23 protein-coding genes are annotated in these 25,369 nt (G+C 63.5%); 7 read left to right on the forward strand and 16 right to left on the reverse strand.

The annotated features are described in order from the left end of the window. Positions 1 to 13: 13 nt before the first annotated feature. The 4 genes from PG898_RS01535 to PG898_RS01550 all read right to left on the reverse strand — a co-directional run bounded on the left by PG898_RS01535 (position 14) and on the right by PG898_RS01550 (position 5,309). Positions 14 to 550 (reverse strand): GNAT family N-acetyltransferase, encoded by a 537-nt coding sequence (locus PG898_RS01535; RefSeq protein ID WP_270823379.1) that lies wholly within the window; start codon positions 548 to 550, stop codon positions 14 to 16. An 83-nt stretch (positions 551 to 633) separates the two neighbouring features. Further along, positions 634 to 2,367, reverse strand: a complete 1,734-nt coding sequence (locus tag PG898_RS01540) for an ABC-F family ATP-binding cassette domain-containing protein (RefSeq protein WP_270823380.1) — start codon at positions 2,365 to 2,367, stop codon at positions 634 to 636. A 358-nt stretch (positions 2,368 to 2,725) separates the two neighbouring features. Beyond that, on the reverse strand, positions 2,726 to 3,163 hold the full coding sequence (locus PG898_RS01545; RefSeq protein ID WP_270823381.1) for a PliI family lysozyme inhibitor of I-type lysozyme: 438 nt from the start codon (positions 3,161 to 3,163) through the stop codon (positions 2,726 to 2,728). Positions 3,164 to 3,278: 115 nt separating this feature from the next. Further along, entirely contained in the window at positions 3,279 to 5,309 is a 2,031-nt protein-coding gene (locus PG898_RS01550; RefSeq protein ID WP_270823382.1) for a M13 family metallopeptidase, read from the reverse strand. A 128-nt stretch (positions 5,310 to 5,437) separates the two neighbouring features. On the opposite strand from PG898_RS01550, the gene tilS reads away from it, so the two are divergent. Continuing rightward, a complete protein-coding gene (gene tilS, locus PG898_RS01555; protein WP_161507443.1) occupies positions 5,438 to 6,775 on the forward strand; it encodes a tRNA lysidine(34) synthetase TilS in 1,338 nt (445 codons plus the stop codon). A 21-nt stretch (positions 6,776 to 6,796) separates the two neighbouring features. Here the strand turns inward: tilS and PG898_RS01560 are convergent, their stop codons facing one another. After that, positions 6,797 to 7,726 carry a GGDEF domain-containing protein gene (locus PG898_RS01560; protein WP_041206247.1) on the reverse strand — a complete coding sequence of 310 codons (930 nt, stop codon included), beginning with the start codon at positions 7,724 to 7,726 and terminating at the stop codon, positions 6,797 to 6,799. A gap of 230 nt (positions 7,727 to 7,956) precedes the next feature. On the opposite strand from PG898_RS01560, the gene PG898_RS01565 reads away from it, so the two are divergent. Continuing rightward, the gene (locus PG898_RS01565) at positions 7,957 to 9,909 is read left to right on the forward strand and encodes a monovalent cation:proton antiporter family protein (RefSeq protein WP_171276651.1); all 1,953 of its coding nucleotides are present in this window, start codon (positions 7,957 to 7,959) and stop codon (positions 9,907 to 9,909) included. Between the two features lie 28 nt (positions 9,910 to 9,937). Here PG898_RS01565 and PG898_RS01570 read toward each other — a convergent pair whose 3' ends face one another. From PG898_RS01570 to PG898_RS01585, 4 genes are all read right to left on the reverse strand, one after another. Beyond that, positions 9,938 to 11,083 (reverse strand): patatin-like phospholipase family protein, encoded by a 1,146-nt coding sequence (locus tag PG898_RS01570; protein ID WP_161507441.1) that lies wholly within the window; start codon positions 11,081 to 11,083, stop codon positions 9,938 to 9,940. Between the two features lie 175 nt (positions 11,084 to 11,258). After that, on the reverse strand, positions 11,259 to 12,116 hold the full coding sequence (locus tag PG898_RS01575) for an alpha/beta hydrolase (RefSeq protein ID WP_270823385.1): 858 nt from the start codon (positions 12,114 to 12,116) through the stop codon (positions 11,259 to 11,261). 71 nt (positions 12,117 to 12,187) lie between these two features. Further along, positions 12,188 to 12,769, reverse strand: coding sequence for a TetR/AcrR family transcriptional regulator (locus PG898_RS01580; protein WP_042649511.1), 582 nt, complete (start codon positions 12,767 to 12,769; stop codon positions 12,188 to 12,190). A gap of 92 nt (positions 12,770 to 12,861) precedes the next feature. After that, positions 12,862 to 13,506, reverse strand: coding sequence for a response regulator (locus PG898_RS01585; RefSeq protein WP_005324525.1), 645 nt, complete (start codon positions 13,504 to 13,506; stop codon positions 12,862 to 12,864). 159 nt (positions 13,507 to 13,665) lie between these two features. Here PG898_RS01585 and PG898_RS01590 point away from each other — a divergent pair, with 159 nt between their 5' ends. Next, on the forward strand, positions 13,666 to 14,292 hold the full coding sequence (locus PG898_RS01590; protein ID WP_182786065.1) for a glutathione S-transferase N-terminal domain-containing protein: 627 nt from the start codon (positions 13,666 to 13,668) through the stop codon (positions 14,290 to 14,292). 67 nt (positions 14,293 to 14,359) lie between these two features. Here the strand turns inward: PG898_RS01590 and PG898_RS01595 are convergent, their stop codons facing one another. From PG898_RS01595 to PG898_RS01615, 5 genes are all read right to left on the reverse strand, one after another. After that, positions 14,360 to 16,486 (reverse strand): alpha-amylase, encoded by a 2,127-nt coding sequence (locus PG898_RS01595; protein WP_270823386.1) that lies wholly within the window; start codon positions 16,484 to 16,486, stop codon positions 14,360 to 14,362. Between the two features lie 239 nt (positions 16,487 to 16,725). Beyond that, complete coding sequence (locus PG898_RS01600; protein WP_005324513.1) at positions 16,726 to 17,892, reverse strand: membrane protein; 1,167 nt, start codon at positions 17,890 to 17,892, stop codon at positions 16,726 to 16,728. Further along, positions 17,892 to 18,263 carry a GtrA family protein gene (locus PG898_RS01605; protein WP_005324511.1) on the reverse strand — a complete coding sequence of 124 codons (372 nt, stop codon included), beginning with the start codon at positions 18,261 to 18,263 and terminating at the stop codon, positions 17,892 to 17,894. Before PG898_RS01605 ends, PG898_RS01600 begins: the two co-directional genes overlap by 1 nt. Continuing rightward, a complete protein-coding gene (locus tag PG898_RS01610; RefSeq protein WP_270823387.1) occupies positions 18,260 to 19,297 on the reverse strand; it encodes a glycosyltransferase family 2 protein in 1,038 nt (345 codons plus the stop codon). Before PG898_RS01610 ends, PG898_RS01605 begins: the two co-directional genes overlap by 4 nt. A 59-nt stretch (positions 19,298 to 19,356) precedes the next feature. Continuing rightward, positions 19,357 to 19,902, reverse strand: coding sequence for a hypothetical protein (locus tag PG898_RS01615; RefSeq protein WP_042649507.1), 546 nt, complete (start codon positions 19,900 to 19,902; stop codon positions 19,357 to 19,359). Positions 19,903 to 20,211: 309 nt separating this feature from the next. On the opposite strand from PG898_RS01615, the gene PG898_RS01620 reads away from it, so the two are divergent. The 4 genes from PG898_RS01620 (at position 20,212) to PG898_RS01635 (ending at position 23,559) form a co-directional block, all read left to right on the forward strand. Beyond that, positions 20,212 to 20,979, forward strand: coding sequence for a substrate-binding periplasmic protein (locus PG898_RS01620; protein WP_182786057.1), 768 nt, complete (start codon positions 20,212 to 20,214; stop codon positions 20,977 to 20,979). Between the two features lie 91 nt (positions 20,980 to 21,070). After that, positions 21,071 to 22,552, forward strand: a complete 1,482-nt coding sequence (locus PG898_RS01625; protein WP_041206242.1) for a L,D-transpeptidase family protein — start codon at positions 21,071 to 21,073, stop codon at positions 22,550 to 22,552. Positions 22,553 to 22,700: 148 nt separating this feature from the next. Next, positions 22,701 to 23,246: a YcbK family protein gene (locus tag PG898_RS01630; protein WP_041206241.1), complete on the forward strand. Its 546-nt coding sequence runs from the start codon at positions 22,701 to 22,703 to the stop codon at positions 23,244 to 23,246. 61 nt (positions 23,247 to 23,307) lie between these two features. After that, positions 23,308 to 23,559, forward strand: a complete 252-nt coding sequence (locus PG898_RS01635) for a hypothetical protein (protein ID WP_042649504.1) — start codon at positions 23,308 to 23,310, stop codon at positions 23,557 to 23,559. Between the two features lie 94 nt (positions 23,560 to 23,653). Here PG898_RS01635 and PG898_RS01640 read toward each other — a convergent pair whose 3' ends face one another. Together PG898_RS01640 and cysZ are read right to left on the reverse strand one after the other, a co-directional pair. Continuing rightward, on the reverse strand, positions 23,654 to 24,268 hold the full coding sequence (locus tag PG898_RS01640) for a trimeric intracellular cation channel family protein (protein WP_042649503.1): 615 nt from the start codon (positions 24,266 to 24,268) through the stop codon (positions 23,654 to 23,656). Positions 24,269 to 24,402: 134 nt separating this feature from the next. Next, a complete protein-coding gene (gene cysZ / locus PG898_RS01645) occupies positions 24,403 to 25,167 on the reverse strand; it encodes a sulfate transporter CysZ (RefSeq protein ID WP_043131025.1) in 765 nt (254 codons plus the stop codon). Positions 25,168 to 25,369: the final 202 nt, after the last annotated feature.

Consider the following 25,369-nt stretch of genomic DNA (forward strand, 5'->3'; position numbering starts at 1 on the left):
GATGTGGTGGTGCTTAAAGGTCTGGCAGGTCGCTTCGCAAGAGGGCGTAGTGGCGAAGGGAGACAGGCCGATCCTCCTTCCACTCGCACCCTCGCGCCGTGCCTTCGTAATGAAAGCCGGCCCGCTCCAGCAGGCGGGCGGAGGGGAGGTTGGGCTCTTCCACCACCGCCAGCAGCCGGTGCAGCTCTGTGGTGCGGTAAGTCAGCGGGAGCCACAGTCGCAGCGCCGCGCTCATCACCCCCTTGCCCCAATACTCGGGATAGAGCCAGTAGCCCAGCTCGGCTCGCCGGTGCTCAGGGTCAGCGTCGTTGTAGCCGATGGCCCCCAGCGGCTCGTCCGTGTGCCGGTCACGAACGAGGTGCCAGGCGCCGCGACCCGTGCGGGTCAGCTCGGCGTACCAATCCATCTGGGCCTGGCATACCGTCAGGCTGTCGTAGCTGACGCCGTAGTAGGCGATGACTCGCGGATCGGAGAGGCCGCGATAGATGTGGGGCAGGTCGGCCTCGGTGACGGGATCCAGCCTTATTTCTGGCGGTGTAGTTGAAGTCATGGTGGCTCCTTGCGGCCAGCCGTGGCTGGCCGCTTGTGTTGAGTCAAACAGGGGGGGATGGCCAAGGTGGTTTATGGCTGTGCTCATGATTCGACAAGCCCGAGCAGGCCGGCCAGTCTTGCCAGCTCATGGCGCCACTCTTGCTGCAGCCGCGTGGTCTGGTGCCTGGGCTTGCGGGCGAGATCGGCGGCCAGCAGGGCATCGAGCTCATACCAGCGGGCCAGCAGGGCCTCTTCGTCATCCTCCGCACTGGCAGTGGCCTGGCGGGCGTCGTGCCCGGATGGCCCGCCAGCTAGTGGCCTCTGCTGCTGGTCGATCAGCTCTGCATAGGCCCGCTCGGCACTGTGGGCCTCCTGGATGCGTCTGTCTCTGATCAGCCAGAAGCGGTTGCAACTGCGCTCGATCAGATCCCGGTCGTGGGAGACCAGCAAGACGCCCCCGGGGAAGGCGTTCAAGGCCTCGGCCAACTCCTCCTTGCCCGCCAGATCCAGGTGGTTGGTGGGTTCATCGAGCCAGAGCAGATGGTGGCTGCCGAGCGATAGGGCAAGAAACAGCAGCCTGGCCCGCTCGCCCCCGCTCAAGGCGTGCACCCGTTGGCCATGGCGGGAGTAGGGGAAGCCTGCGCGGATCAGCGCCTGGCGCCGTGTCACCTCCGGCAAGGGCGCCAGGGGATAGAGGGCGTCGCTCAGGGTGGCGTTGTCGTCCAGCTGCTGCAGGGACTGATCGTAATAGGCGATGCTGGCGCCGGGGTGGCAGTACCAGCCTTCCCCCGCCACCTGCGAAGCCAGCTCACGCCAGCATTGGCGCAGCAGAGAGGACTTGCCGGTGCCATTGGCGCCGAGCAGGGCGACCCTGTCGCCAGCCCGCAACCAGAGATCCTCAGCCCGCAGCAGGGGCGGCAAGCCGGGGGCGGGGCGCACCTCGAGGGCTTCCAGTCGCATCAGTGCATCGGCGGGCAGTGCCTGCCCGTGCAGCTCGAGGCGCCAGGGGGCCGGCGCCGCGACCTGGCTCTGCTCCTCCTGCAGGCGGGTGATGCGTTTTTCCATGGACTTGGCCTGGCGCACCAGCTTCTCGTTGTCATACTCGCGCCCCCAGATGGCGAGGCGCTTGCTGCTGGCACTCAGGCGGTCTATCTCCTTTTGTTCGTCGGCCCGGCGCAGGCGGGCCTGCTCGTCCTCTTCGGCCAGCGCCACCCTGGCCTGACTGCAGGGCAGGGCGAAGCGATGGAGTCGTCCGTCCCGCAGGATCAGGGTCTCGCGGGTCACCCGATCGAGCAGGCGGGCATCGTGGGAGACCAGCACCAGGGCGCCCCGCCAGCCAAGGAGGAACTGCTCCAGCCAGAGCAGGGCGGGCAAGTCCAGGTGGTTGCTGGGTTCATCGAGCAGCAGCAGGTTGGGCTGGCGCAGCAGGGCGCGGCCTATCTGCAACCGGGTGTGCTGGCCGCCGCTCAGGGCGCTGGCGGGTAATTCGGCCTGCTCTTCGAGTTGCAGCTCGGTCAGCATCTTGTCCACCTGCCAGTCGGCGGCGGGGTCACCCCCCAGGGTATCCTGCAGCACGGCGCGGGTGTGGAGCCCTTGCAGCCTTGGGGGCAGGTGCTGGGCCACGAACTCGCAGCGGCAGGGGGCGGCCTGCTGCACCCGTCCGTCATGGGGTTGCAACTCACCGGCCAGCAGGGCGAGCAGTGTGCTCTTGCCGCAGCCATTGGCGCCAATCAGGCCCAGGCGATCGCCGCTCTGGATGCCGAGATTGATGTGGTCAAACAAGGGGAGGTGTCCCGCAGTCATCTGCAGGGAGTGGGTACTCATCAGTGTCGTCATGCTCTTGCTCTCTTAAATGGCGGGATCAGAAATCCCTGTCATCAGGAGCGCTGGCGACAACGGTCGAGAAAGGTCTCGGTGTGGAAGGAGTCGGCTTTGCTCGAACCCGCTATCGCAGCGCGATGGTATGCAGGCAAGAGCAGGCAAATGTGCCGAACAGGCGGGCCGAAATGATCGGGCACGCTTGGATAACCATGTTTTACCTCCTTGTGTTTCGTTATGGCACGGTGCGGCGATTATAAGCGCAGAAAAAATAACCGTCTATTCACGGCGGCGCTCTGCGGGTGGGGCCGGAAGGAAGCTCGTCAGATACGGGGCAAAAAAACGCCCCGCTGGGCGGGGCGTGGTGATGGGTGTGTCAGTCGCGGGGGGTCTTGAGCGCCTGGATCACATCTTCATTAGGGGACAGTCCCTCCACATGGTTGAAGCTGTCCAGCCCCTCCTGCGGGGTGAGGGTGAAGGCGTCGGCACTCAGGTAGCTGCCGCTGCCGGCACTCTCGACCACGACGATGAGCTCGGGCTGCTTGTCGCCATTGAGATCCAGCAGCTTGAGCTCCTTGATGCTGCCATCGCGTGGCAGCACCTTGCCGTCGATGAACTGATCCAGCGGGAACTGGGGGTTGGCGCCGGAGTAGAGACGCACGTCGTAGCTGCCGGTGGAGGCAGGCTCGCCGCGCCCTTCGCTGACGGTCACTACCTGGCCTGAAGGGAGCGTCAGCTGTTTGAAGAACCCGTCCGCCGCCTGGCTGGCGAGGGGCAGGGTGAGCAGGCCGAGAGTAAGGAATAAGGCTTTCATGGATGTGACCCTTGTTGCTGCTTGTCTTGCGGTGTCAGTGGGCAGGGGCCTGGCCCCCGCCCTGTCTGTGGTCGACCCGAGGCCGGTTGTCGGCCAGCCCCTGTCGACCCTGTGTTTACCAGATCTTGACCCGTTTGGCCGGATCAAGATAGAGCTTGTCACCCGGCTGGATGTTGAACGCCTCGTAGAAGGCGGGGATGTTCGGCACCACGCCGTTGACCCGGTATTCCGGCGGCGAGTGGGGATCTGAGGCTAGCAGCATCTGCATCAGCTCGGGGCGATACATGCCCTTCCATACCTGGGCCCAGCCGAGGAAGAAGCGCTGCTCCCCGGTGAAGCCGTCCAGCACCGGGGCCTCCTTGCCATCCAGCGACAGCAGGTAGGCTTTGTGGGCGATGGTAAGGCCGCCGAGATCGCCGATGTTCTCCCCCAGGGTGAACTGGCCGTTGACGTACTGCCCCTTGATGGGCTCGAAGCGGTTGTACTGAGCCACCAGCCGGCTGGTGCGGAAGCGAAACTCCTTGAGATCCTGGGGCGTCCACCAGTCGCGCATCACGCCGTCACCGTCGGATTTGGCGCCCTGATCATCAAAACCGTGACCCATCTCGTGGCCGATCACCCCGCCGATGGCGCCGTAGTTGACCGCGTCATCCGCCTGCATGTCGAAGAAGGGGGGCTGCAGGATGGCGGCCGGGAAGACGATCTCGTTGTTGCTCGGGTTGTAGTAGGCATTCACCGTCTGCGGCGACATGTGCCACTCGTCTCTGTCTACCGGCTTGCCGAGGCGTGCCAGGTTGTCGGCGTATTCGAAGGCGCGGGCCCGCTGCAGGTTGCCCACCAGATCATCGGCACGGATCGAGATGGCGCTGTAATCCTTCCACTTGTCCGGGTAGCCGATCTTGGGTCTGAACTTGGCGAGCTTGGCCAGGGCCTGGGTCTTGGTGGCTGGCGACATCCAGTCCAGCTCCTGGATGCTCTGGCCGTAGGCGGTGCGCAGGTTCTCCACCAGCTGCTCCATGCGGGCCTTGGCCTCTGGCGGGAAGTAGCGCTCCACGTAGAGCATGCCCACTGCCTCGCCAAGGTTGTTGTCCAGCACCCCGAGCGCTCGCTCCCAGGGGGCGCGCTGCTTGGGCGTGCCGCTTAACGTGGTGCCGAAGAAGGCGAAGTTCTGGGCATCGGTCTGGCTGTCGAGGTAGGGGGCGAAGTCCGTGATGAGCTGCCACTTGAGGTAGGCCTGCCAGTCATTGACCGGGGTCTGCTGCATCACCTCGTTCAGGGCCGCGAGGTAGCTCGGCTGGCCGATGACCAGGCTCTGCTGCCCCGCAAGGCCGGCCTGACCGAGATAGGCGTCCCAGTCGATGGCGGGGGCGAGGCGCTTGAGCTCGCTCACCGGCCCCTTGTTGTAGTTCTTCTCCCTGTCCCGCAGGGCCACGTTGTCCCACTGGATCTGGGCGAGCCGGGTCTCGAGAGCCAGGATGCGTTTGGCCTTGGCCCCCGCATCCGCCTCGCCGAAGCGGCTCAGCATGGCGGCGATGTGCTGCTCGTATTTTTGCAGCAGCGCCTGGCTGGCGGCATCCGTCTTGAGATAGTAATCCCTGTCCGGCAGGCTGAGTCCGGATTGATAGAGGTAGACCGCATAGCTGTCCGGTGCCTTGGCGTCTGCGTCTATCCAGAAGCCGAACGGGGCGTTGCCACCGATGCGGCCGCTCTGGGCGAAGGCGCGGGCGAGGTCCTGAGGGGTTCGGATCTGCTCTATCTCGCTCAGCATGGGCAACAGCGGCGCAGTGCCCTTGGCGTTGCGGGTCTTCTGATCCAGATAGCTCTGGTAAAGATCCCGGATCTGCTGTGCCTGGGTGCCGGCGGCGGCCTTGCCGTCCAGCCCTTCCACCAGCACCCGCACGTCCGCCAGGGACTTGTCCCGCAGCATGTAGAAGGCGCCGTCGGCAGGCCTGTCGTCCGGGATCTTGGCGGTACCGAGCCAGTGGCCGTTCACGTAGCGGAAGAAGTCGTCACCGGGTTTGACCCGGGTGTCCATGTTGGCCAGCGCGAGGCCGGAGTGCTTGTCTGTCTGGTCCGGTCCCTGACTGCAGCCGGCCAGCAGGGCCAGCCCGATGAGGCCGGCCAGTATGCTTTTCTTATTGTTCATTTTTCTGATTCCAATTCGGGTTACTCAGCGTCCCTGCCCAGGTCGGGAGGAAACTCACTCTAGCAGTCGGGTTAGCGCTTGATAAGCCCGACTCTGCTAAGATCGGCCTGGTCGTATTGGGGAAGCCTATGATTTCTCGTATTTATTCTCGTTTTTGTCAGACTCTGCCCGCACCGGAAGGTTCCCGGGGCCTGTTGGTGGCCTTCAGTGGCGGGCTCGATTCTACCGTGCTGCTGGTGCTGGCGGTCCGCTTTGCTCACGCCCACGGCCTCACCCTGCGCGCCCTGCACGTCCATCACGGCCTGAGCCTTCACGCCGACGACTGGGTGGTCCACTGCGAAACGGTGTGTCAGCAACTGGCGGTGCCGCTCGTAGTGGAGCGAGTGCGGCTCTCCCGAGGCAATGGCGACAGCCTGGAGGCACAGGCGCGGGAGGCCCGTTATCAGGCCCTTGCCGCTCAGCTGGAGGAGGGGGAGTGGCTGCTCACCGCCCACCATCAGGACGATCAGCTGGAGACCCTGCTGCTGGCGCTCAAGCGTGGCGCCGGCCTGCGTGGGCTGGCGGGCATGGTGCCGAGCCAACCCTTTGCGGGTGGGCTGCTGCTGCGCCCGTTGCTCGAGGTGAGTCGGGCCGAGATGGCGGAAGCCGCGCAGTCACTTCCTTATGGCTGGGTGGAGGATGAGAGCAACGAGGACGTGAGCTATGACCGCAACTTCCTGCGCCAGCAGCTCATCCCCCAGCTCAAGGCCCGCTGGCCTGCGATGGCCCAGACGGCGGCGCGCAGCATGGCCCTGTGCGCCGAGCAGGAGGCGCTGATCAGCGAGCTGGCGGAGGCGGACTGGCAGGTGGCAGGTGAGGGCGATACGCTGTGCATCGAGGCGCTGCAGCCGCTCTCTCCGGTGCGGCGCAACAACCTGCTGCGCCACTGGATCCGCCGTCAGGGGGGGGAGATGCCGTCCCGGGAGCTGCTTGGCTTGCTGTGGCAGGAGGTGGCGCTGGCGCGCGAAGACGCGAACCCCAGGTTGAGTCTGCAGGGACTGGAGTGCCGCCGCTTTCAGGGGCGACTCCATCTGGTGCCGTCCGGCCTTGCCCCCCGTGAGGAGGTGTTGCCCACCCGGGCGGGGGAGACGCTCCGCCTGCCGGACGGACTGGGGACCTTCAGGCTGCTGTCATCGGATGGGGGAGAAGGGCTGCGCCCGCCACGGGAGGACGAGCCCCTGTCGGTACGTTTTCAGGTGGCGCCAGGCGTCATGCTCAAGCCGGTGGGGCGGGTTGGCAGCCGACGCCTGAAGAAGTTGTTGCAAGAATACGGGGTGCCTTCCTGGCAACGGGGACGCATCCCCATCCTCTACTACGGGGAGCAGGTGGCGCTGGTGGCCGGGCTCTTCGTCTGCGACGGATTTCTGGCGCCCGAGGGTGGCATGGCCTGGGAGTGGCGGCGTGCCGTCACCCTGGGCACTGGCTGACGGCACGGGATAAACGGCGCCCTATTCGAGGATGCCCGCTTCGCCGGCCTTCTTGCGGGCGTAGAGGTGGGCATCCGCCGTGGCATAGAGCCGCTCCACGTCCATGCCAGAGTGCCAGCTGGCGGCTCCCAGGCTGCACCCCACCGAGAAGGCGCTGAGCTCCTTGTGGCTGTGCAGTACATGTTGCAGCCGCAGCCAGACCGGGCGCCAGGCCTCGGGGTCCGCGGGTTGCAGCAAGAGGGCAAACTCATCCCCGCCGAGGCGAAACGCCTGATCCGTGCCGCGAATGCAGCCTTGCAGCAGTTGGGCGAAGCGGCTCAGCACCAGATCCCCCACCGGATGACCCCAGGTATCGTTGACCTGTTTGAAACGATCGAGATCCAGCAGCACCAGCACCAGACCGTGGGGTTCCCGGCAGTGTTGCTCCACCGCCCGGCCGATGGCCTCATCGAAATAGGCGCGGTTGCCAAGCCCGGTCAGATGATCGAGCCGCACCTGCTGTTCCAGCCGGCTCAACCGAAGATAGAGCGGCAGAGGCAGGCAGAACAGTTGGTGATATTGCTCCAGCAGCCGTCGCTGGCCGTCGCTCATGGGCTGATCCAGCTCGTACTGCAACTGGCCGAGCAACTGTTCATGCTGGCCGCGCAGCTCGAAGCGATAGCCATGCAGCACCTGTCTGGCCTGGGGTGGGTGAGCGATGAGGCTGTGAGGCTGGCCGCAGTCGAGGTGGAGCGTGTGGATCCGGACAATCTTTGCCACCCGCTCGGCAAAGATTGCCAGCAGGGCGTCAAGATCCCGTTGCCTCAGCAGCTCCTGAAGTTGCTGATAAGGATCCTGTCCGGTCAGCGGCGTAAGCCGCTCCATCTGCTGTACCCACTGCTCTATGCCGTGTCCGAAGCCGTTCAATGACGATGTATTTTCCACGTTGCAGCCTTGCACCTCTCCACTCATTAGGCGGGTTACTGCAATCCTCGTGCCCAAAATATGTTCGATGGAAAACAAAGGCGCTGGCTAGGCTTAACGAGATGAAATGGGAGGGTAAATAACCCCGGTGTGCCGCTTGTCGCGAGCGCCTGGAAGGGGCGGGATCCTGTCCCGTAGCCCCGAAGATGACCGGACGGTGCGAGGAGCCCGATGCACAGTTTCATCATGCCATGGGGACAGATAAAAGAGAGGGATGTGTGTACGCCGATGTGTTGATCCTGCTGCTCTCCGCCGTCCTGCTGGTGGCTATCTTCCGACGCCTCGGTCAGCCGGTGATCCTCGCCTACCTGTTCGTCGGCATGTTGCTCGGCCCCCATGGCGCGGCCATCGTCACCGGGCAGGCCATGATGCAGACCATAGGGGAACTCGGCATCGTCTTCCTGATGTTCTCCCTCGGGCTCGAATTCTCGCTGCCGCGCCTGCTCGCCATGCGCAAGCTGGTGCTGGGGGTCGGCGGCCTGCAGGTGCTGCTCACCTCATTGCTGTTCTTCTGGCTCGGCTGGTGGTGGGGTCTGAGCCTGCCCCAGGCGCTGGTGGTGTCGGGCACCCTGGCCCTCTCCTCCACCGCCGTGGTGATCAAGCAGCTCGGGGAGTTGCAGCAACTCCATACCCGGCGGGCCCAGCTCGGGGTGAGCGTCCTGCTGTTTCAGGATCTGGCGGTGGTGCCGCTGCTGGTGATGATCCCCATCCTGGCGAGGCCCGAGGTGCAGGGCAGCGCCTTGCTGGCGGAAGTCGCCTGGGCCTCCCTCAAGGGGCTGTTTGCCCTGTCAGTCTTGCTCGCGGTGGGAAAATGGCTGCTGCCCATGGTGTTTCACGAGGTGGCGCGGGCGCGATCCGATGAGCTGTTCGTGCTCAGTACCCTGCTGGTAGCTCTGCTGGCGGCCTCTCTGACCCAGTGGATGGGGCTCTCCATGGCGCTCGGGGCCTTCCTGGCGGGCATGATGCTGGGGGAGTCCCACTACCGTCATCAGCTTGAGGTGGATATCAAGCCGTTTCGGGACGTCTTGCTGGGGCTCTTCTTCATCACCATCGGCATGACCATGGAGTGGACGCTGGTGGCGAACGCCTGGTGGCAGGTGCTGCTCTGCGTGCTCGGGCTCATCCTGTGCAAGTCGCTGCTGGTGCTGCTGGCGGGCCGGTTGATGGGGGAGCGCAAGCGCGATGCCATGGCGGCCGGCATCATGCTGAGCCAGGTCGGCGAGTTCGGCTTCGTGCTGCTGGCGCTGGCGAGCCACCATGGCCTGCTCGGTCACGAGATGGTCTCTCTGCTCATCGGCGTCGGCGTCATCACCCTTTCTCTCACCCCCTGGTTGGTGCAGCGGGCCCTGGGGCTCGCCCACTCCCTCACCGACGGGGCCCTGCTCTCGCGCGCCGGGGTCGCCCAGTCGGGGCTCAGCAAGCATCAGCATGTCATCATCGCCGGCTTCGGGCGTACCGGGCAGACCTGTGCCCGCTTTCTCAAGCTCGAGGAGATCCCCTTTCTCGCGCTGGATCTCGACCCCGAGCGGGTGAGCGAGGCCAAGCTGGCGGGGGAGCAGGTGGCGTTTGGCGATGCCAGCCGGCGCGACATCCTGCTGGCGGCCGGTCTGATGCGGGCTCGCCTGGTGATCATCACCTTCGACGATCGCAAGCGGGTCGATGCCATGCTGACGCAGATCCGGGCGTTGGCGGGGGATCTCAAGGTGCTGGTGCGAACCCGGGACGACAGCTTCCTCGAGCACTACAAGCAGGCCGGGGCCTTCGAGGTGATCCCGGAGTCCCAGGAGGGTGCCCTGATGCTGGTCTCCCACCTGCTGGTCAACTGCGACGTCCCCCTAGGCCGGGTGATCCGGCGCATGGAGCACGAGCGCAGCAGCCAGTACCGCTTCCTGCATGGCTTCTACTGGGGAGATCAGAGTGCGGGCAACCTGGAGACGGATCAGTTGCTGGAGCGGCTGCACCCCGTGTTGCTGCACGATCAGGCCTGGGCGGTTGGGCGTCGGGTGCGGGAATTGCCCCTGGGGGAGGTGCGCATCAAGGCGGTCCATCGCGGAGAGCGGAGCCTGGAGCCGAGGGCCGATCTGAGGCTGCTCGCGGGAGATCGGCTGGTGCTGTTTGGTACGGCCGTGGCCATGGAGCAGGCGGAGCAGCGCCTGCTGGAGGGGCATTAGGCCCCCGGTCCGGGCGACGACTGCCTGTTCAGGCCTCCTCGCGGATCCGCTCTTCGATGTCCAGGAAAGACTCGATGTGCTGACGTTGCGCCATTGCATCCTGATACCCCAACCTTATCAACTGCTGACAGTAACTCGGGTGAAACATCAGGAAGCTGGCCAGACTGCTGCTCTCCTGGCCGTTCACCCCCAGTACCCGCAGCAGGCGGCGCAACTGGGTTGGCAGCTTGGGCAGGTAATCGAGGGCGATGAGGTCGAGATCCTGGCTTGGCCTGATGACACAGGTCTCCACCTGGCGCAGCTTCAGTCGGTTGCGCTCCCGCGGCGGGATGAGCGACAGGGTCTGGTTGATGCGTCCCAGTCGCTCCAGATCCGAATTCAGGGTGTCGGAGAAGACGGTGTTGAGCAGGTGGCTGGCGATGTTGGAGCTGGTCAGGCGGCTCTGGTGCGGGGACGCGCCCCCCTGATGGGGTGAATCCAGCGTCACCAGCAGGATCCGCTCTGCGCCCAGGTGAATGGCGGGGCTCAGGGGGCTCAGCTGGTGGATGGAGCCGTCACCGTAGAAACGATCGCCTATGGGGGTGGCGGGAAAGACGAAGGGCAGGGCTGCCGAGGCCAGCAGGTGATCCGAGGTGAGCAGGGTGCGCAGGCCGCGCCGCCTGGCCCGCTCCCAGGGCTGATGCTCGGCCCGCCCCTGGAAGAAGGTGGTGGAGAGGCCGTCGTCATAGTCGGAAGCCGTGATGGCGATGGCCTCCAGGCTGCCGTAGAGGATGTTGTCATCGATACGGTGATAGTCGATGAGCTGATCCAGCAGGCGGCGCAGGGGGGCATTGTCGAACAGGTGGAAGGCGTGGTTGCTCTGGGGGCTGATGAGACCGGCCGAGCCCTGATACAGGGTGCGCCACAGCAGCTGGCAGGGATGAAAGTCGAAGATGTGATGGGTCTCGAAACGGCGCCAGACCCACTCCAACTTGCGCACCCCCAGGTGAAAACAGGAGGCGTAGCACGCCAGCGCCGTGATGTTGAGGGCTCCTGCCGAGGTGCCGCACAGTATGGGGAAGGGGATGCCGAGGTTGCGGGGATAGAGCTCGGCCACTGCCTTGAGGACGCCGACCTGATAGGCGGCGCGAGCACCACCACCGGTCAACAGGAGAGCTGTATTGGGTCTGGCCATGCTGCTGTCCCTTATTGTGATAGCGCCACGGCTGATAAAAGGAGGTCGGCCATGATGCTGCGCCTTATTGTGATTGCAAGGGCGGGGTGCCACCGCGCACTTTAACTATAAGACGTTGTATCCCGGATAAAAATGGGCCGCCACCTCATTTTTTGAGGCGACCGGTACGGCGGGATCAGGCCTCGCTTCTGGGCTGGGTCAGCCGATCGAAGGCGGCGAACACGGGGGGGCTTGCCAGGATGCGACCATGGCCGAGTCCACGGGTACTCACCAGCCGGGTACGGCCGTCCTCTGCCGCCCGCAACGAGTCTTTATGGGGGGCAAACCTGTCTTCCTCGTCGTGAACGATGAGGGCCGCCCCCTGGCGACGAGCGAGACGACCCAGGGGGTCGACAGTGCTCAAGGGATGCTTATATTCGTGCTCGATCTCCTTGACCACCGCATCGAACAGCCGGATGGAGTAGCCGGAGCGGGCCACCATGCCATAGAGCTGGGGCACATAGTCGAGCACGGGCGAGATAAGCAGCAGCGGCAGTGCGTCGAGGGCGGGGTGGCGGCTGCTGAGGGTGACGGCGCCCCCCATGCTGTGGGTAATGACCCCCTGAACTGGGCCGACGCGCGCTAGGATCTCGTCGAAGGCGCGCACGAAGCGGGGCAGGTGCCCCGTGCTGCCCTCGCTCTGACCGTGGGCGGGGTGATCATAGGCCAGCGCGGTGAAGCCCTGGGCGGCGATATGGTTCATCAGCGGGTAGAACTGGCTGGCACTGCCGGACCAGCCGTGCATCAGCAGCCACACCGGCCCCTGGCCAAGCCGGTAGCTCATCAGGGTGCCCTCACCGGTGTGGATGGCCTGCTGCACCAGCCCGGTGGGGGCGGCGACCTCCCGGGTTGGGCGCTGCGGGGTCAGCAGCAACTTGCTGGCGGTGCGCTTGGCGTGGGCCGGTGCCAGTGCGTGGTGCAACCGGGTGCCAAGCCCCAGCAGCAACTTGCTCGGGCTGACGCGGCGGGTGTTGAAATAGATCTTGCTGCTCATGGTCATCCTGTGGTTTTTATGTGCGAACGGTCGTGCTTTTTTGTCTGTTTTTAAAAAGAAGAGCCAGAACCTCAGCGCCAGCTGGTCAGCAGATCTTCCACCTCGGGCCAGAAGTGGCGGGCCGGATCCTGACACAAGTCCAGCGCATTGAACACCTGATCTCCCAGATAGAGGCCATATAGCCGGTAGACGGCGCGCCAGGGATCCAGATCCCTGCGCCATTCTCCCTTCTCCTGGCCCTGCACCACCTGGCGAGCCAGATAGTCGAGCCAGAAACGCACCAGCTGGCGGGCCGCCTGCTGCACCTCCCCCTCCTGGGCCGAAGTCCAGGCGTCGAGGAACATGCAGCGTCCGGCAAAGCTCTGGTTCCACGCCAGCCAGGCCTGCAGCAGGGCCAGCAGTTTCTCCTGCTGGGAGCCGTGCCGTTGCTGGCGCACCGGCTGGATCACCCGCTCCCGGAACACCTCGGCAGAGTAGGCGAGCACGGCGATCTGCAGGTTGTCGCGAGACTGGAAATGGGCAAACAGGCCGCTCTTGGACATTTCGCATGCACTGGCCAGCGAGCCTATGGTCAGGCTCTCGAGCCCTTGCTGGCTCGCCTGCTCGAAGGCGGTCTGCAAAATGTTGTCGCGGGTCAGACGGCCCTTGCTCATCGCACTCTCCTCTCTGGGTTCTGCAGCATAAAGTACGATCGTGCTAATTGTCGAGCAACAAACCGCCATAGTGGTGGAGACAAGCTGCTGACTCAGCTGTCCTTGATGTCCATCTGCTGCAGGGCGATGACCGCCTGGGTGCGGTTCTTGACCCCGAGCTTTCTGAATATGGCGGTGATATGTGCTTTGATGGTGGCCTCGGAGACGTTGAGCTCCCAGGCGATCTGCTTGTTGAGGCTGCCGTCCCGCAACATGATCAGCACCTTGTATTGCTGGGGGGTGAGGCTGGCCAGCTTGCTGGCAAAGTCGGGGCCATCCTCGGACTCAGGGTGGAGGGAGATCCCTTCCGGCACCCAGTTGTCCCCCCCGATCACCGTATTGAGGGCGCTGACCAGCTCCTTCATGGGCACCGACTTGGGAATGAAGCCCAGGGCCCCGAGTCGCAGCACCTGCTGGATGATGGCGGCATCTTCCGAGGCAGAGACCACGACGATGGGCAAGTCCGGGTACTGGCCGCGCAGATAGGCCAGCCCCTCGAAGCCATTGGCCCCCGGCATCTTGAGATCTAGCAGCAGCAGATCGACTTCGGGGTGCTCCGCGAGCAGGTGGGTCAGGCTGTCGATGGAGTCGGCCTCCAGCAGCCTGGCCTCGTCGATGGCCATGTGCACCGCTTGATAGAGGGCGCCCCGAAACAGGGGGTGGTCATCTGCGATGACGATGGTAAATTGGCTGTCCATTGCTCACATTTTTGCTAACTGATTGTTTTGAAAAATCAAACTAGCACTGCTCCCCAAGGGGGTCAAACTCGCTGGTGTGCAAATGTGAGGCGACCATGAGATGTCGTGCCAACGGGGCCGACGGGGTGGTCATGAACAACCCAACGCAGGAGGCAATTGATGGGATCCTTGGTATTGACGGTAGGCACAGGTTCCACCTGGGCAATGCGGGCGTCACTGGTGCTCGCCATGAGCGGGCTGGAGTGGCAGGAGCAGGTGTTCGATCTGGAGGATGCCAAGGCGTTGCAACGGCTCAAGCGCACGGCACCGGCCGGGTTGGTGCCCTGGCTGGATGACGGCGAGCTGCGCATCCACGACTCCCTCGCCATCGCCGAGTATCTCCACGAGCTGTGCCCGGCGCGCCACCTCTATCCGACGGACCGGGCCGAGCGGGCATTGGCCCGCAGTCTGTGCGCCGAACTGCACGCGGGCTTTGGCCAGATCCGCAGTCGTCTGCCCTTCTTTTTGGGAGCGCCGACCCAGAGCGAGCCGCCGGTAGAGACCATCGGCGAGCTGGCTCGCTTGCAGACCATCTGGTCCCAGGCGAGAGGGCGCTTCTACTTTGGGGAGGCAGGGATCCTGGATGCCTTCTATGCGGTGATGGCCTATCGGTTGGCGAGCTACGGCATTTCGCTGCCCGGTCAGGCGGGCGCCTATCAGCAAGCCTTGCTGGCCTGGCCCCTGTGGCAGGAGACCCTGGTCAAGGCACGGCTGCAGTGGCCGGCCATCGCCCGGCAGTCGGCATGAAGTGTGCCTGTGCAATGAGAGAGGGGAGCCACTGGCTCCCCTCTTCGTTTGTCCGATTCGTGCCCGGTTATGGCTGCCGGCCGGCGAACACCACCACCACCTTGTCCTCCCCCTTCTCCCGCACGAAGGCGTAGGGGGCATCGGACAGCTTCTTGTGGCTGCCTGCCGCCACCGCCGGGTGGGCAGCGCGGAACTGGCCGAGTTGCTGCCAGTGCTTGACCAGATCGGCCTTCTCGCCGCTCCCCAGCTCCTGCCAGTTCATGTCGGATCGCACGCTCTGATCGAACACGCCGCCATCCTTGGCGAGCCCGCGGCCGGACTCGTCCCCGTAGTAGAGCTGGATGCCCCCCGGCAGCATCATGAAGCTGCTCGCGACCCGTCGTTGTAGCGGCACGTCCTGATAGTCGCCGAAGAACAGCTTGGTGTCGTGGGAGCTGATGTAGCTCAGCACGTTGAACTCGGGATCCTGGTTGATGCGGCTGGCGTAGCTGGCATAGGTGGGCTCGGCGCCCGCCATGCACTGGGCCTGGGGCAGGGCGAACTCCCGCTGATAGTCGAAGTTGATCAGGGAATCGAAGCCGTTCTGATACCAGAAATCCTTGGCGACCCCGTGATCCCATACCTCGCCCACCATGTAGAAGGGCAGATCGTCGAGGGCCTTGTCTGGGTTGGCGGCCTTCCACTCCTTGAGCGCGGTGGTGCCCGCCTGCTTGAGCTTGGCCCAGACCGCGGGCTCCAGATGCTTGACGGTGTCGGCCCGGAAGCCGTCTATGCCAAAGCGACGCACCCAGTCGGTGTGCCAGGCGATGAGGTAGTCGCTCACGGTGGCGTTGGGCAGGGCCTTGGCCCGGGTGTCTTTTTTCGCCGCCAGCAGCGGCGGCAGGCCCACCGGCTTGGTGGACTCGGTCAGGAAGTCCGGCAGCCCCGCCACCGAGCCGGTGACATCGTCGGTGCCGGGCTGCAGGTAGCCGGGCAGGCCGGCGCGCACCCAGTCAGGGCCCCACCATTTGCTGCTCCAATCGCTCGATTGATAGTCGATAAACTGGTTGTAGCCATGCCAGTTGAGGCCACCGTTCGGGCGCCACTCGTTCCAGCGGGTCGGCAATTTGCCGGTGTTCTGGGTGAGATCGGTGAGCCCCAGATCCTGCAGATCCGCCAGGGTGGCGTAGCCGGCGTGGTTCATCACCACGTCCAGGATGATCCGCATGCCGCGCTTGTGGGCCTCGTCCACCAGGGTCTTCAGGCTCTCCTCGTCGCCGTAGTTGGGGTCAATCTTGGTGAAGTCCAGCGCCCAGTAGCCGTGGTAGGCATAGAAGGGGAAGTTGCCCTGTTCGCCACCGCCGATGAAGCCGTGCACCTGCTCCACCATGGGGGTGATCCAGATGGCGTTCATGCCGAGGGACTTGATGTAGTCGAGCTTCTCGGTCAACCCCTTGAAGTCGCCGCCATGCCAGGTGGCGACCTCGTCCTGACCATCTTTCTGGCGGCCGAAGCTATGGTCATTGGCGGGATCGCCGTTGTGGAAGCGGTCGGTCAGCAGGAAATAGACGCTCGCCTGCTCCCAGCTGAAGGGCGCGGGTTTGGCCGTCTTGACCGGCTCGAGCAGCAGCAGGCCGCCGCTCTCCTTGCTCGGTGTCAGGGTCAGCTTGCCGCCCTTGACCACGGCTTCCTGTCCCGAGTAGGCATCCCGCAACCGGGTGCCGTCGGGCCAGACTCCCTTGAGTGATGCCGTGACCGGGCCGCCGTCCCAGGCGATACAGGGCTCTGTGGGGGGTTGGCGCTTGAACTCGCTCTTCTTGGTCGCCCGCAGCACCTTGAGGCTGGGTGTATCCGGGTTGAAGGTGAACTCGTAGTCACCGGCCAGCATCACCCTCAGGGTGAAGCTCGCCCCCTTGCTGCACTTGTCCATGGGCTGGGCTGTGCCGAAGGGGAGCGGCCTGGCCTCGGTCGGCCCGAAGCTGGTGCCGCAGCTGTTGCCCGCATCGGCGATGCGGATCTGGTGGCTCCCCTTGTCCAGCCTGTGGGTCAGGGTGACTGTGCCCTTGTCCAGCGTCAGCGCCTCGGCCACCGGTTTGCCATCCACGTGGAGATGCACCTCGGGGGCGGCCAGCGCCTGACCGACGAACAGTGGCGTGGCCAGCAGGGCGAGCCACAGGGAGGATGGGCGGAGATCGAAACGAGGCGAGGGACGCATAGGCCATTCCTTGAGCTGAGTGAGGAGATCGGGTTCCGTTGAGGCACTCATTCTAGGGGCCCTGCGGGTGGGCTTGGACCGGCAAAATGCCGATTTGTGAGGTCAGTTCAAATGGTTACGTTTTCAAGCCCGGCAAAGTGTGATGGCCGCCCTGCTGCCCGGAGCGCGGCGCCATAAAAAATGCCGGTCGATGGACCGGCATGTTCAGGTGGGGCTGTTCGCCTGCGGGGGATCGTTCGTCAGACGGTAAAGAACTTGAAGTTGACGAAGGCCACCGCGATGAAGGAGGCGACCATGCCGCTGATGCAGAGTACCGCAGGGCGGATGGACGGCCAGCGATGGGCCAGCAAGATGATGGCCAGCAGGGTCGGGTAGAGGCCGAACATGTAGCGCGGCATGGCGTTGAGCCCTGTCATCAGCGGTATGGTGCAGCAGATGAACATCAGGGTCGCCTCGGCCCAGCGCTTCTGGCTGAACAGGTAGCCATTCAGGCACCAGCCGAAGATCACCATGATGGAGAGGTAGGCCTTGCGACCGCCCAGCTCGAAGCCGCTCAGCCACCAGTCCAGGGGGCTGTCCATGTAGCGACCCCAGGCGACCTGGATGTGCTTGAAGGCGAGCGCATCCCCGGTCAGGTGATAGAGGTAGACCATGTAGGAGAAGAGGCCGAGGGGGATGAGCCAGAGGGTGAACACCACCTTGAAGGCCCGCTCGGTGAAGCGGAAGAATTCGCGCCAGCCATAGGCCTGCAGCGCCAGGATCAGCACGGGGAACACCATCATGACCCCCAGGTTGCGGGTCCCGGAGATGAAGATGCCGAGGAAGGCCACCATCAGCCACTGCTCGCGGTAGGCGAACAGGAACATCCCCAGCATCAGCGCCATGAACATGGGCTCGGTGTAGCCGGAGACGAAGTAGGCGGAGAAGGGGGAGAAGGCCAGCAGCCAGACCCCGAAACGGGCGGTCTCATCCCCCAGCTTGAGCTGGCGCAGCACCAGCAGCATCAGCGGCAGGCTGATGAAGAAGGCGATGTTGGCCACCAGCATCAGGCCGATCAGGCTCTCGATGTTTAGCAGGCTGGAGAGCCCGCCAGCAAGCATGGGGTAGAGCGGCATGAAGGCCCAGTTCGCCGCGTTGCCCTTGCTCAGCCAGCGTGGGTAGAGGTCGTAGCCGTTCTCGATGATGCGCTGGAACCAGACACAGTCGAACTGGCAATAGGCTTGCAGCGGACCTATGTCGGGGGCGCCGTAGAGCTGGACGCCGAAATAGCCCATGCCGTACAGGGCCACCCGGCTCAGCACGAAGGCGGCGATGATCATCAGCCAGTCGCGGCTGCTGATGCGCAGTGATGGGCGATAGGGGAGGGCATCCCCGGCGAGGGGAGGAGTATTGGTCATGTCATTCATCAGGCAAAAACCCAGACGCGAGAGAGTATGTAGGTGAGCACGGTGACCGTCAGGGTGGCAATCACCACCGGCAGCAGTCCGGAGAGGCCCGCAAACAGCAGGCCGCTCAGGATCAGGTTACGCACCGCCAGGGAGAAGAGGGCCACCAGCAGAAACTTGCTGGCGGCACCCTGCTTCTGGAAGGTGATGTAGCGATGGCCGAAAAACGAGAACCAGAACGCGATGGCAAAGGCCAGGGTCGTGACCAGATGCTCAGAGATGGCGGGCCAGGTATGGAACAGTGCGATGGAGGTGCCCAGATCGACGAGGGTCGCCCCCCCGCCGACAAAACCGAAGCGAACCAGCCGCCAGAATTCCTCACGGGAGATCATTGGGACGCCGGCTCCTGTTTGTCCGCATCCTGCGCCTTTTCACTCTGGGTTGCCGCCGCATCCGGCTGCTTGCCCGCATCCTTCCGGGCATACTGGCCGTAGACTCCCTCGATGAGGTAGACGGGGCGCTGCTTCACTTCCACGAACATGCGGCCTATGTACTCGCCTATGATGCCGAGCGACAGCAGCTGAATGCCGCCGAGGAACAGCATCACCGACATCAGGGAGGCGTAACCCGGCACGTCGATGCCGAAGAACAGCACCTGGGTGATGATCTTGAGGATATAGAGGAAGGCGATGAAGGAGACGCCGACCCCGACGTAGCTCCACACCCGCAGCGGCCAGCTGGAGAAGCTCATCAGGCCGTCGAGGGCGAAGTTCCACAGCTTCCAGTAGTTGAACTTGGTCTCGCCGGCGTGGCGGGCGGGGCGCTCGTAGGGCACGCCGACGGCACGGAAACCAGCCCAGGCGAAGAGCCCCTTCATGAAGCGGTTGCGCTCGGGCAGTTGCTTGAGAGCCTCGACCACCTTGCGATCGATGAGTCGGAAGTCACCGGCGTTCTCCGGCAGCTTGGTGCTGGTGGATAGGGCGTTGAAGAAGCGGTAGAAGCCGCCGGCGGTGAGGCGTTTCATCGGGGTGTCGGCGCTGCGATCCACCCGGATGCCGTAGACGGTGTCGTAGTCGCCGGTCTGCCACAGCTTGACGAATTCCAGGATGAGGGCGGGGGGATCTTGCAGATCCACATCCATGGGGACCATGGCATCGCCCTTGGCCTGATGCAGGCCTGCGGTCATGGCCGCTTCCTTGCCGAAGTTGCGGGCCAGGTTGACCAGGGTCACGCGGGGATCGCGGGCAATGGCCTGTTCGACCACTTCACGGGTGCGGTCGCGGCTGCCGTCATTGACGAACACGATTTCAAGCCGGTCTTTGAGGGGAGCCAGTTCGGCATCTATCGCGCTGATGAAGGCGTCTATGCTCTCTTCCTCGTTGTAAACGGGCACGACCAGAGAGAGTCGAAAATCGGCATGCGACATGGGAACTTCCTTATTGAAAGAATTATTTTATAAGACTACTGATGCTGGGATCTTCAGCTTCACTGCGCGACGGTCAGGCGTACCGACTGGACGTTGAGCGGTGTCGGAGCTGAGAGCGCAAGGAAGTTGGGATGCTTGGGATCGGCCGTCAGGGAGTCGCCCGGCAGGTTGAGCCTGATTTCGTTGATGCCCGCCTTGGCCAGCTTGACCGTGGTGGTGAAATCATGGCCGAGCGCCACCTTGAGCAGGGTGCCGGCTTGCGGACTGTTGATCCTGGCCTGGATGGTGAGCTGCTCAGGTTGAGCCTGCTGCTTGGGCAGCACGAAATAGAGTCCACCCTGACCGCTCAGCTCGGTGCCTTGCTCGCTCGGCTTCTTGGCCCAGCCTTCGCTCGAGAGGAAGCGGCTCGGTTTGGTCAGGTTGAGTTCGTTGCCCGGCTGGTAAGTCATGCTGGAGTTGTGTTCCCAGAAGCGGGTCTTGCCTTCCAGGTAATAGAGTTTGTAAGCCAGGCTCACGTTGGGGTGAGCGGCCAGGTAGAGGGTGTAAAGGTAAAAACCGCTCAATGCCAGGATGGCAGCCAGAAAACCGAACTTTTTGTAGGTCATATTACTCACTCGATGCCCGACGGATAGGTAGGCTGGATTCGCGCATATGCTAATCCAATTGCAAAAAAAGCATAGTGGATCACAAAAATAAATTTGCTCACATATTAACCCCCAATCCCCCTGCGTACCAAGGGGCTTTGGTGTCGTGCGCATCCTGCTTTTGTGGCGGGCATCCAGTGCGACCTGGGTCCTGTCCTGCCCATGGCCTTATCAGGCAAATGGCTGATATAGTGCATCGCTGTGGCAGGATCTGTCGCCATTTTCGTTTGACAGAATTAAGATGACCCGTCCCGCCGTCAAGGATGACCCATGAGACTGCTCTTCCTGTGTGTGCTCTGCTGTTTGCCCCTTCACTCGCTGTTGGCTCAACCGCTCTGTCCTTCCCCGCTGCGCGTCGGTTTCGATGACTGGCCCCCTTACCACTATTACCAGCAGGATGGCGACAAACGGCGGCTGCGCGGCTTCGCGGTCGACTATCTCAACGCCGTCTCGGCCCGGTTGGGATGCCGTCTCATCTACGTAGAGCGTCCCTGGAAGCGGGGGCTGCACGAGCTGGAACTGGGGCGGCAGGACATCGCCATGGAGGCCTACTTCACTGAGGACAGGGCGCGCTATGCCTGGTTCTCCACCGCCTACAATCCGGGGAGGACGGCGCTCTGGGTGCGCAAGGCCGGTACCGACGATGAAACGGATCTGGGGAGCTGGCTGGCTCAGGGCCACCGGCTGGGGATCACCCGGGACTACTACTATGGCGCCGAGATCTCCGAACTGCTGCGCCGTTACCCTGATCAGGTGAGCGCAGTCAATGACGTGCAGAATTACCGCAAACTGGTGCTGGGTCGGATAGACGGATTTCTCGGGGATAGTTTGGCCACTCCCTGGGGTCTGAAGAAAGAGGGGCTGTCGGAGGAGGTGGTCCCCCATGTGATGGGGATCTACGAGACGCCGACCTCTTTCATGTTGAGCAAAAAGACGATATCGAGCGAATTCGTGCAGCGATTCAATCAGGCGATCATGGCTGTTGGCAAGAGCGGGGAGCATGCGCTCATCTGGCGACGCTACACCTCCGCCCGCTAGCAAAGTCGCCGCCATTCCCGCATCATGGGCACCTGACCGTTGCGCCTGACAGGCCGAAGTGAACCGATTTGAGGCAAGCGTGGTAAGAAGCATGGGTAAGAAGTATTGGTTGGCATTGGCAAACCTTATCTGGCTGGGCTGCTGGCCGGCTGGCATGGTCCATGCCAGCACAGAACAGATGGTGGTGGCCAGTCCCAGCATCCAGCATGACTGGTATCAGAACAGCACCGCAGAACAGGCACGCCATGAGCTGGAGCTGCAACTGCAGGAGGCGGTGCTTGCCCAGTTGCACCCGGATTTCTATCGGCTCTGGCAGCAGTTGCAGAAGACCCCGGCCGATCGGCGCGGCGCCCTCTACGACGAAGCCTTCGGCAAGCTGGCGCGTTTCCAGCAAGCCTGGCGCGCCATGGACCTGGTCGCCCGCGAGCAGATGCAGACCCTCAAGCTGGACCTGACCAAGCCCCTGGCCCATGAGCCCCTGGGTGACAACCTGCTGGATCAGGTCAAACAGCTCAGGCCCCAGGTCGCCGAATATGAGGCCGTACGCGATGAAGTGCGCAAGCTGCTGGCCATGCCCATGGCCAAGCATTGGCCGACCCTGGACATGCCGACCCTGCGAGCCGGGGAGAGCGCTACCGAGCTCGGCCAGATCCGCTCCATCCTCAACGAGCTGGGGGACGGTGCCCCGAACCACCAGGATGCCACCTATGACGCCGAGACCGAGCAGGCTATCAAGCAGTTCCAGCGCCGCCATGGCCTGACCGCCGACGGCATCATCGGCCGTCAGACCCGCTCCTGGCTCAATACCGGGCCGCAAGTGCGTGCCAGCCTGCTGTTGCGCAACCTGTGGCGTCGGGATCTGGTGGATCACCTCGCCGGCCGCTACGTGCTGGTCAACATCCCGGATTACCGCCTGAGCGTGGTGGAGTCCGGCAGCGAGGTCTTTACCAGTCGGGTCATCGTCGGCAAGGAGCAGCGGGCCACCCCCATCCTTGCCAGCGAGATCCGCTCCATCGTGCTCAATCCCGCCTGGCATGTGCCGCGTTCCATTCTGAGCAAGGACATTCTGCCCAAGCTGGGACGGGATCCCGCCTATCTGGACCGCGAACAGTTCGAGGTGATCGACGGCGAGGGCAACCCGGTGCAGTTCAGCGAAGATGGCTGGCACCATGCGCTGGCGTCCGGCTTCCCTTACCGGTTGCGGCAAAAGCCGGGGGATCACAATGCCCTGGGGCGCTACAAGTTCTACCTGCCGAACAACGATGCCATCTACCTGCATTCGACGCCGCGCAGGGCCCTGTTCGAGCAGGGGGCTCGCGCCTTCAGCTCCGGTTGCATCCGGGTCGAGCATGCGGACGATCTGGCCGAGCTGCTGCTCGCCGACTCCCGCTATCAGCCGGACAAGGTCGCCAGCATCCTGAAAGAGACCCAGACCAAGTGGCTGCCGTTGACTACCCCTATCCCGGTGTTCACCGTCTACTGGAGCAGCTGGATCGATGAAGAGGGGCGCCAGCAACTGCGCAATGATATTTACGGATTCGATCGAGTGAGCTTTCAGAGCCGCTTGCTGTGATCCCCGCCACAGAGTGAAGCGCCCGGCCAGTGCCGGGCTTTTTCATGGGCCTTTGCGGTTTGACATGACTTTTACGGGCGGGTAGTTTCGGCCTCTGTATCATATTCATTCACCACTGTTACTTCACTCTGGAATGGACGGACAACGGATGCTGGAACAAGAGATAAGCCGACGCCGTCTGCTGCTGGGGGCCGGTTGCCTGATGGGGGCCAGCCTGCTGTCGTTCCCGGCCGTGGCGAGCCGCAGTACCACAGGGCGTGAACTCAGCTTCTTCAACCTCAATACCGGCGAGCGGGTCAACGCCAGCTATTGGGAGAATGGTCGTTATCTGAACGATGGTCTGGCGGAGCTCAACCATATCTTCCGCGACTATCGCCGCAACGAGGTGTTCAACATCGACAGAAAGCTGTTCGATCAGCTGTTTCTGCTGCAGCACAAGCTGGGCCGCAAGGGGGAGATCCAGCTCATCTCGGGGTATCGCTCCCCGGCCACCAATCGCCAGAAGCGCCAGCGCAGCCGTGGTGTCGCCAAACACAGCTACCACACCCTGGGGCAGGCGGTGGATGTGCGCATCCCCGGCGTGCAGCTGGCGCACCTGCGCAAGGCGGCTCTGAACCTCAAGGTCGGCGGCGTGGGTTACTACCCCTCCGACAACTTCGTCCACCTCGATACCGGGCCGGTGCGCAGCTGGTAACGGGTTGGCACAGGAGGGCTCCGAGCTGCTAGGCTCTGGGCACTATCCAGAGGAGAGACAGATGAAGCAGATTCTGATCGGGGGCCTGATCGCCCTGCTGCTGACCGGGTGCAGCAAGCTGAACCGGGAAAACTACGACAAGCTGAAGATGGGGATCACCTATGCCGAGGCGAGCGCCATCCTTGGCAAGGCGGAGCGCTGCGACGATGCGCTCGGCACCACCAGCTGCGTCTGGGGTGGAGACGGCAAGAACATCAAGATCCGTTTCATCGCCGACAAGGCCACCTTCTTCAGTTCGGAAGGGATCAACTGAGTCAGTTTTTTCACTGCCATCAGCAACAAAAAAGCGCCATCCGGCGCTTTTTTGTTGTGTGCAATCCAGCCAATCTGGCCAGAAACTGGCGCGCTCAGTGGGTGGCGTACTGGTAATTGAAGGTGGGGAGTCCCCACTTGAAGCGCACCGCCAGCAGCCGCAGCACGAAGCCGATGCCGATGGCCCCGAAGGCGGCCCAGTCATTGGGCAGGCCTTGATCCAGCGCGAAGCAGTAGAGAGCGGCCGTCACCAGGGAGACGGCGGCGTAGAGCTCGCGCTTGAACACCAGCGGGATGCGCTGGCACAGGAGATCCCGCAGCACGCCGCCAAAGACGCCGGTCACCACCGCCATGATGCAGGCGATGCCGGCCCCGTGTCCCATCTCGAGCGCCCGGGCGGCGCCAAAGATGGAGAATACCACCAGCCCCAGGGCATCGAGCGCCAGGAACAGCTTGCCGAGATAACGCATCAGCGGGGCCGAGATGACGCCTGCCATGGCCGCCCCCGCCACCAGCAGCACATATTCGGGGTGCTCCACCCAGAGCAGGGGGTAATGCCCCAGCAGCACATCCCGGATGGTACCTCCCCCTATGGCCGTCGCCGAGGCGATGATGACGACACCAAACAGATCCATCCGCCGCCGGCCCGCCGCCAGCGCGCCAGTCATCCCTTCGGCCACCAGGCCGAGCAAGAAGAGTGCATGTAACATGAGTTATCCCAGGGTGCGAGAAAGGCCCGCATCCTAACAAGCCTGGCCTGGCACGACAAGCACTCTCATGTTTGCATTAGATTAAGTAATGAAAAGGGGGCCCATGCCCCCGTTTTTGGTTATGTCTGCGCGGCTCAGCGGCGAAGCTGCTCGTTGCGATACTGATCCACCCACATGGCGGTGGCGCCGCAGATGGCGACCGGCATCACGAACAGATTGACCACGGGAATGGCGGAGAAGAGGGTGACCAGGGCCCCGAAGCTCAGGCACTTGCCGCGGCGCTGCTTCAAGGCATCTCGCATGGTGATGAAGTCGATCTTGTGGTTGTCGAACGGGTAGTCCACATACTGGATCGCCATCATCCAGGCGCTGAACAGGAACCAGAGCACAGGTGCCAGGGTCTGGCCCACCACCGGGATGAGGAACAGGATCAGGCAGCCGATGGCCTTGGGCAGGTAGTACTTCAGCTTGGTCCACTCGCGGCTGAAGGTGCGCGGCACGTCCTTGACCACGTCCAGCATGCCGGTGTCGCTCACCGCCTCGCCGGTGAGGATCTGCTCCACCTTCTCCGCCAGCAGGCCGTTGAAGGGGGCTGCTATCCAGTTGATCACCGAGCTGAAGATGAAGGAGAACACCACCAGTATGGTGATGAGGGCGATAGGCCACAGCAGGTAGTCGAGCCAGGAGAGCCAGCTCGGGATCTGCTGGTGCAGCCAGGCGAACAGGCCGTCCAGTTGCAGCAGCAGGGCATAGAAGGCGCCGGCGAACAGCACGAAGTTGACCAGCAGGGGGATCAGCACGAAGGTGCGGATGCCCGGCTGGCGAATGAGGGAGAAGCCGCGCAGGAAGTAGTCTGCACCGCTGACCGAATCTTTGACCATGTGAGGGGATTGGCTCATCTGAGATCCATCAATGAATGGGTAGGGTGCCAGCATATTACAAACAAGCCTCCAATTTGGTAAAGTCGCGAACTATTCCCGATATCCCGCCAGGTCAGGCTGGATGCTGGATGATATTCGTGGGCTGACTGCCTGCGCACGACCAACAAGGCCGGGTCCGGATCTGGTAAAGTCGCGAACTATTCCCGATATCCCGTCCGGT

It is taken from the genome of Aeromonas sp. QDB31 (genome assembly GCF_027707605.1).
Taxonomy (GTDB): Bacteria; Pseudomonadota; Gammaproteobacteria; order Enterobacterales; family Aeromonadaceae; genus Aeromonas; species Aeromonas media.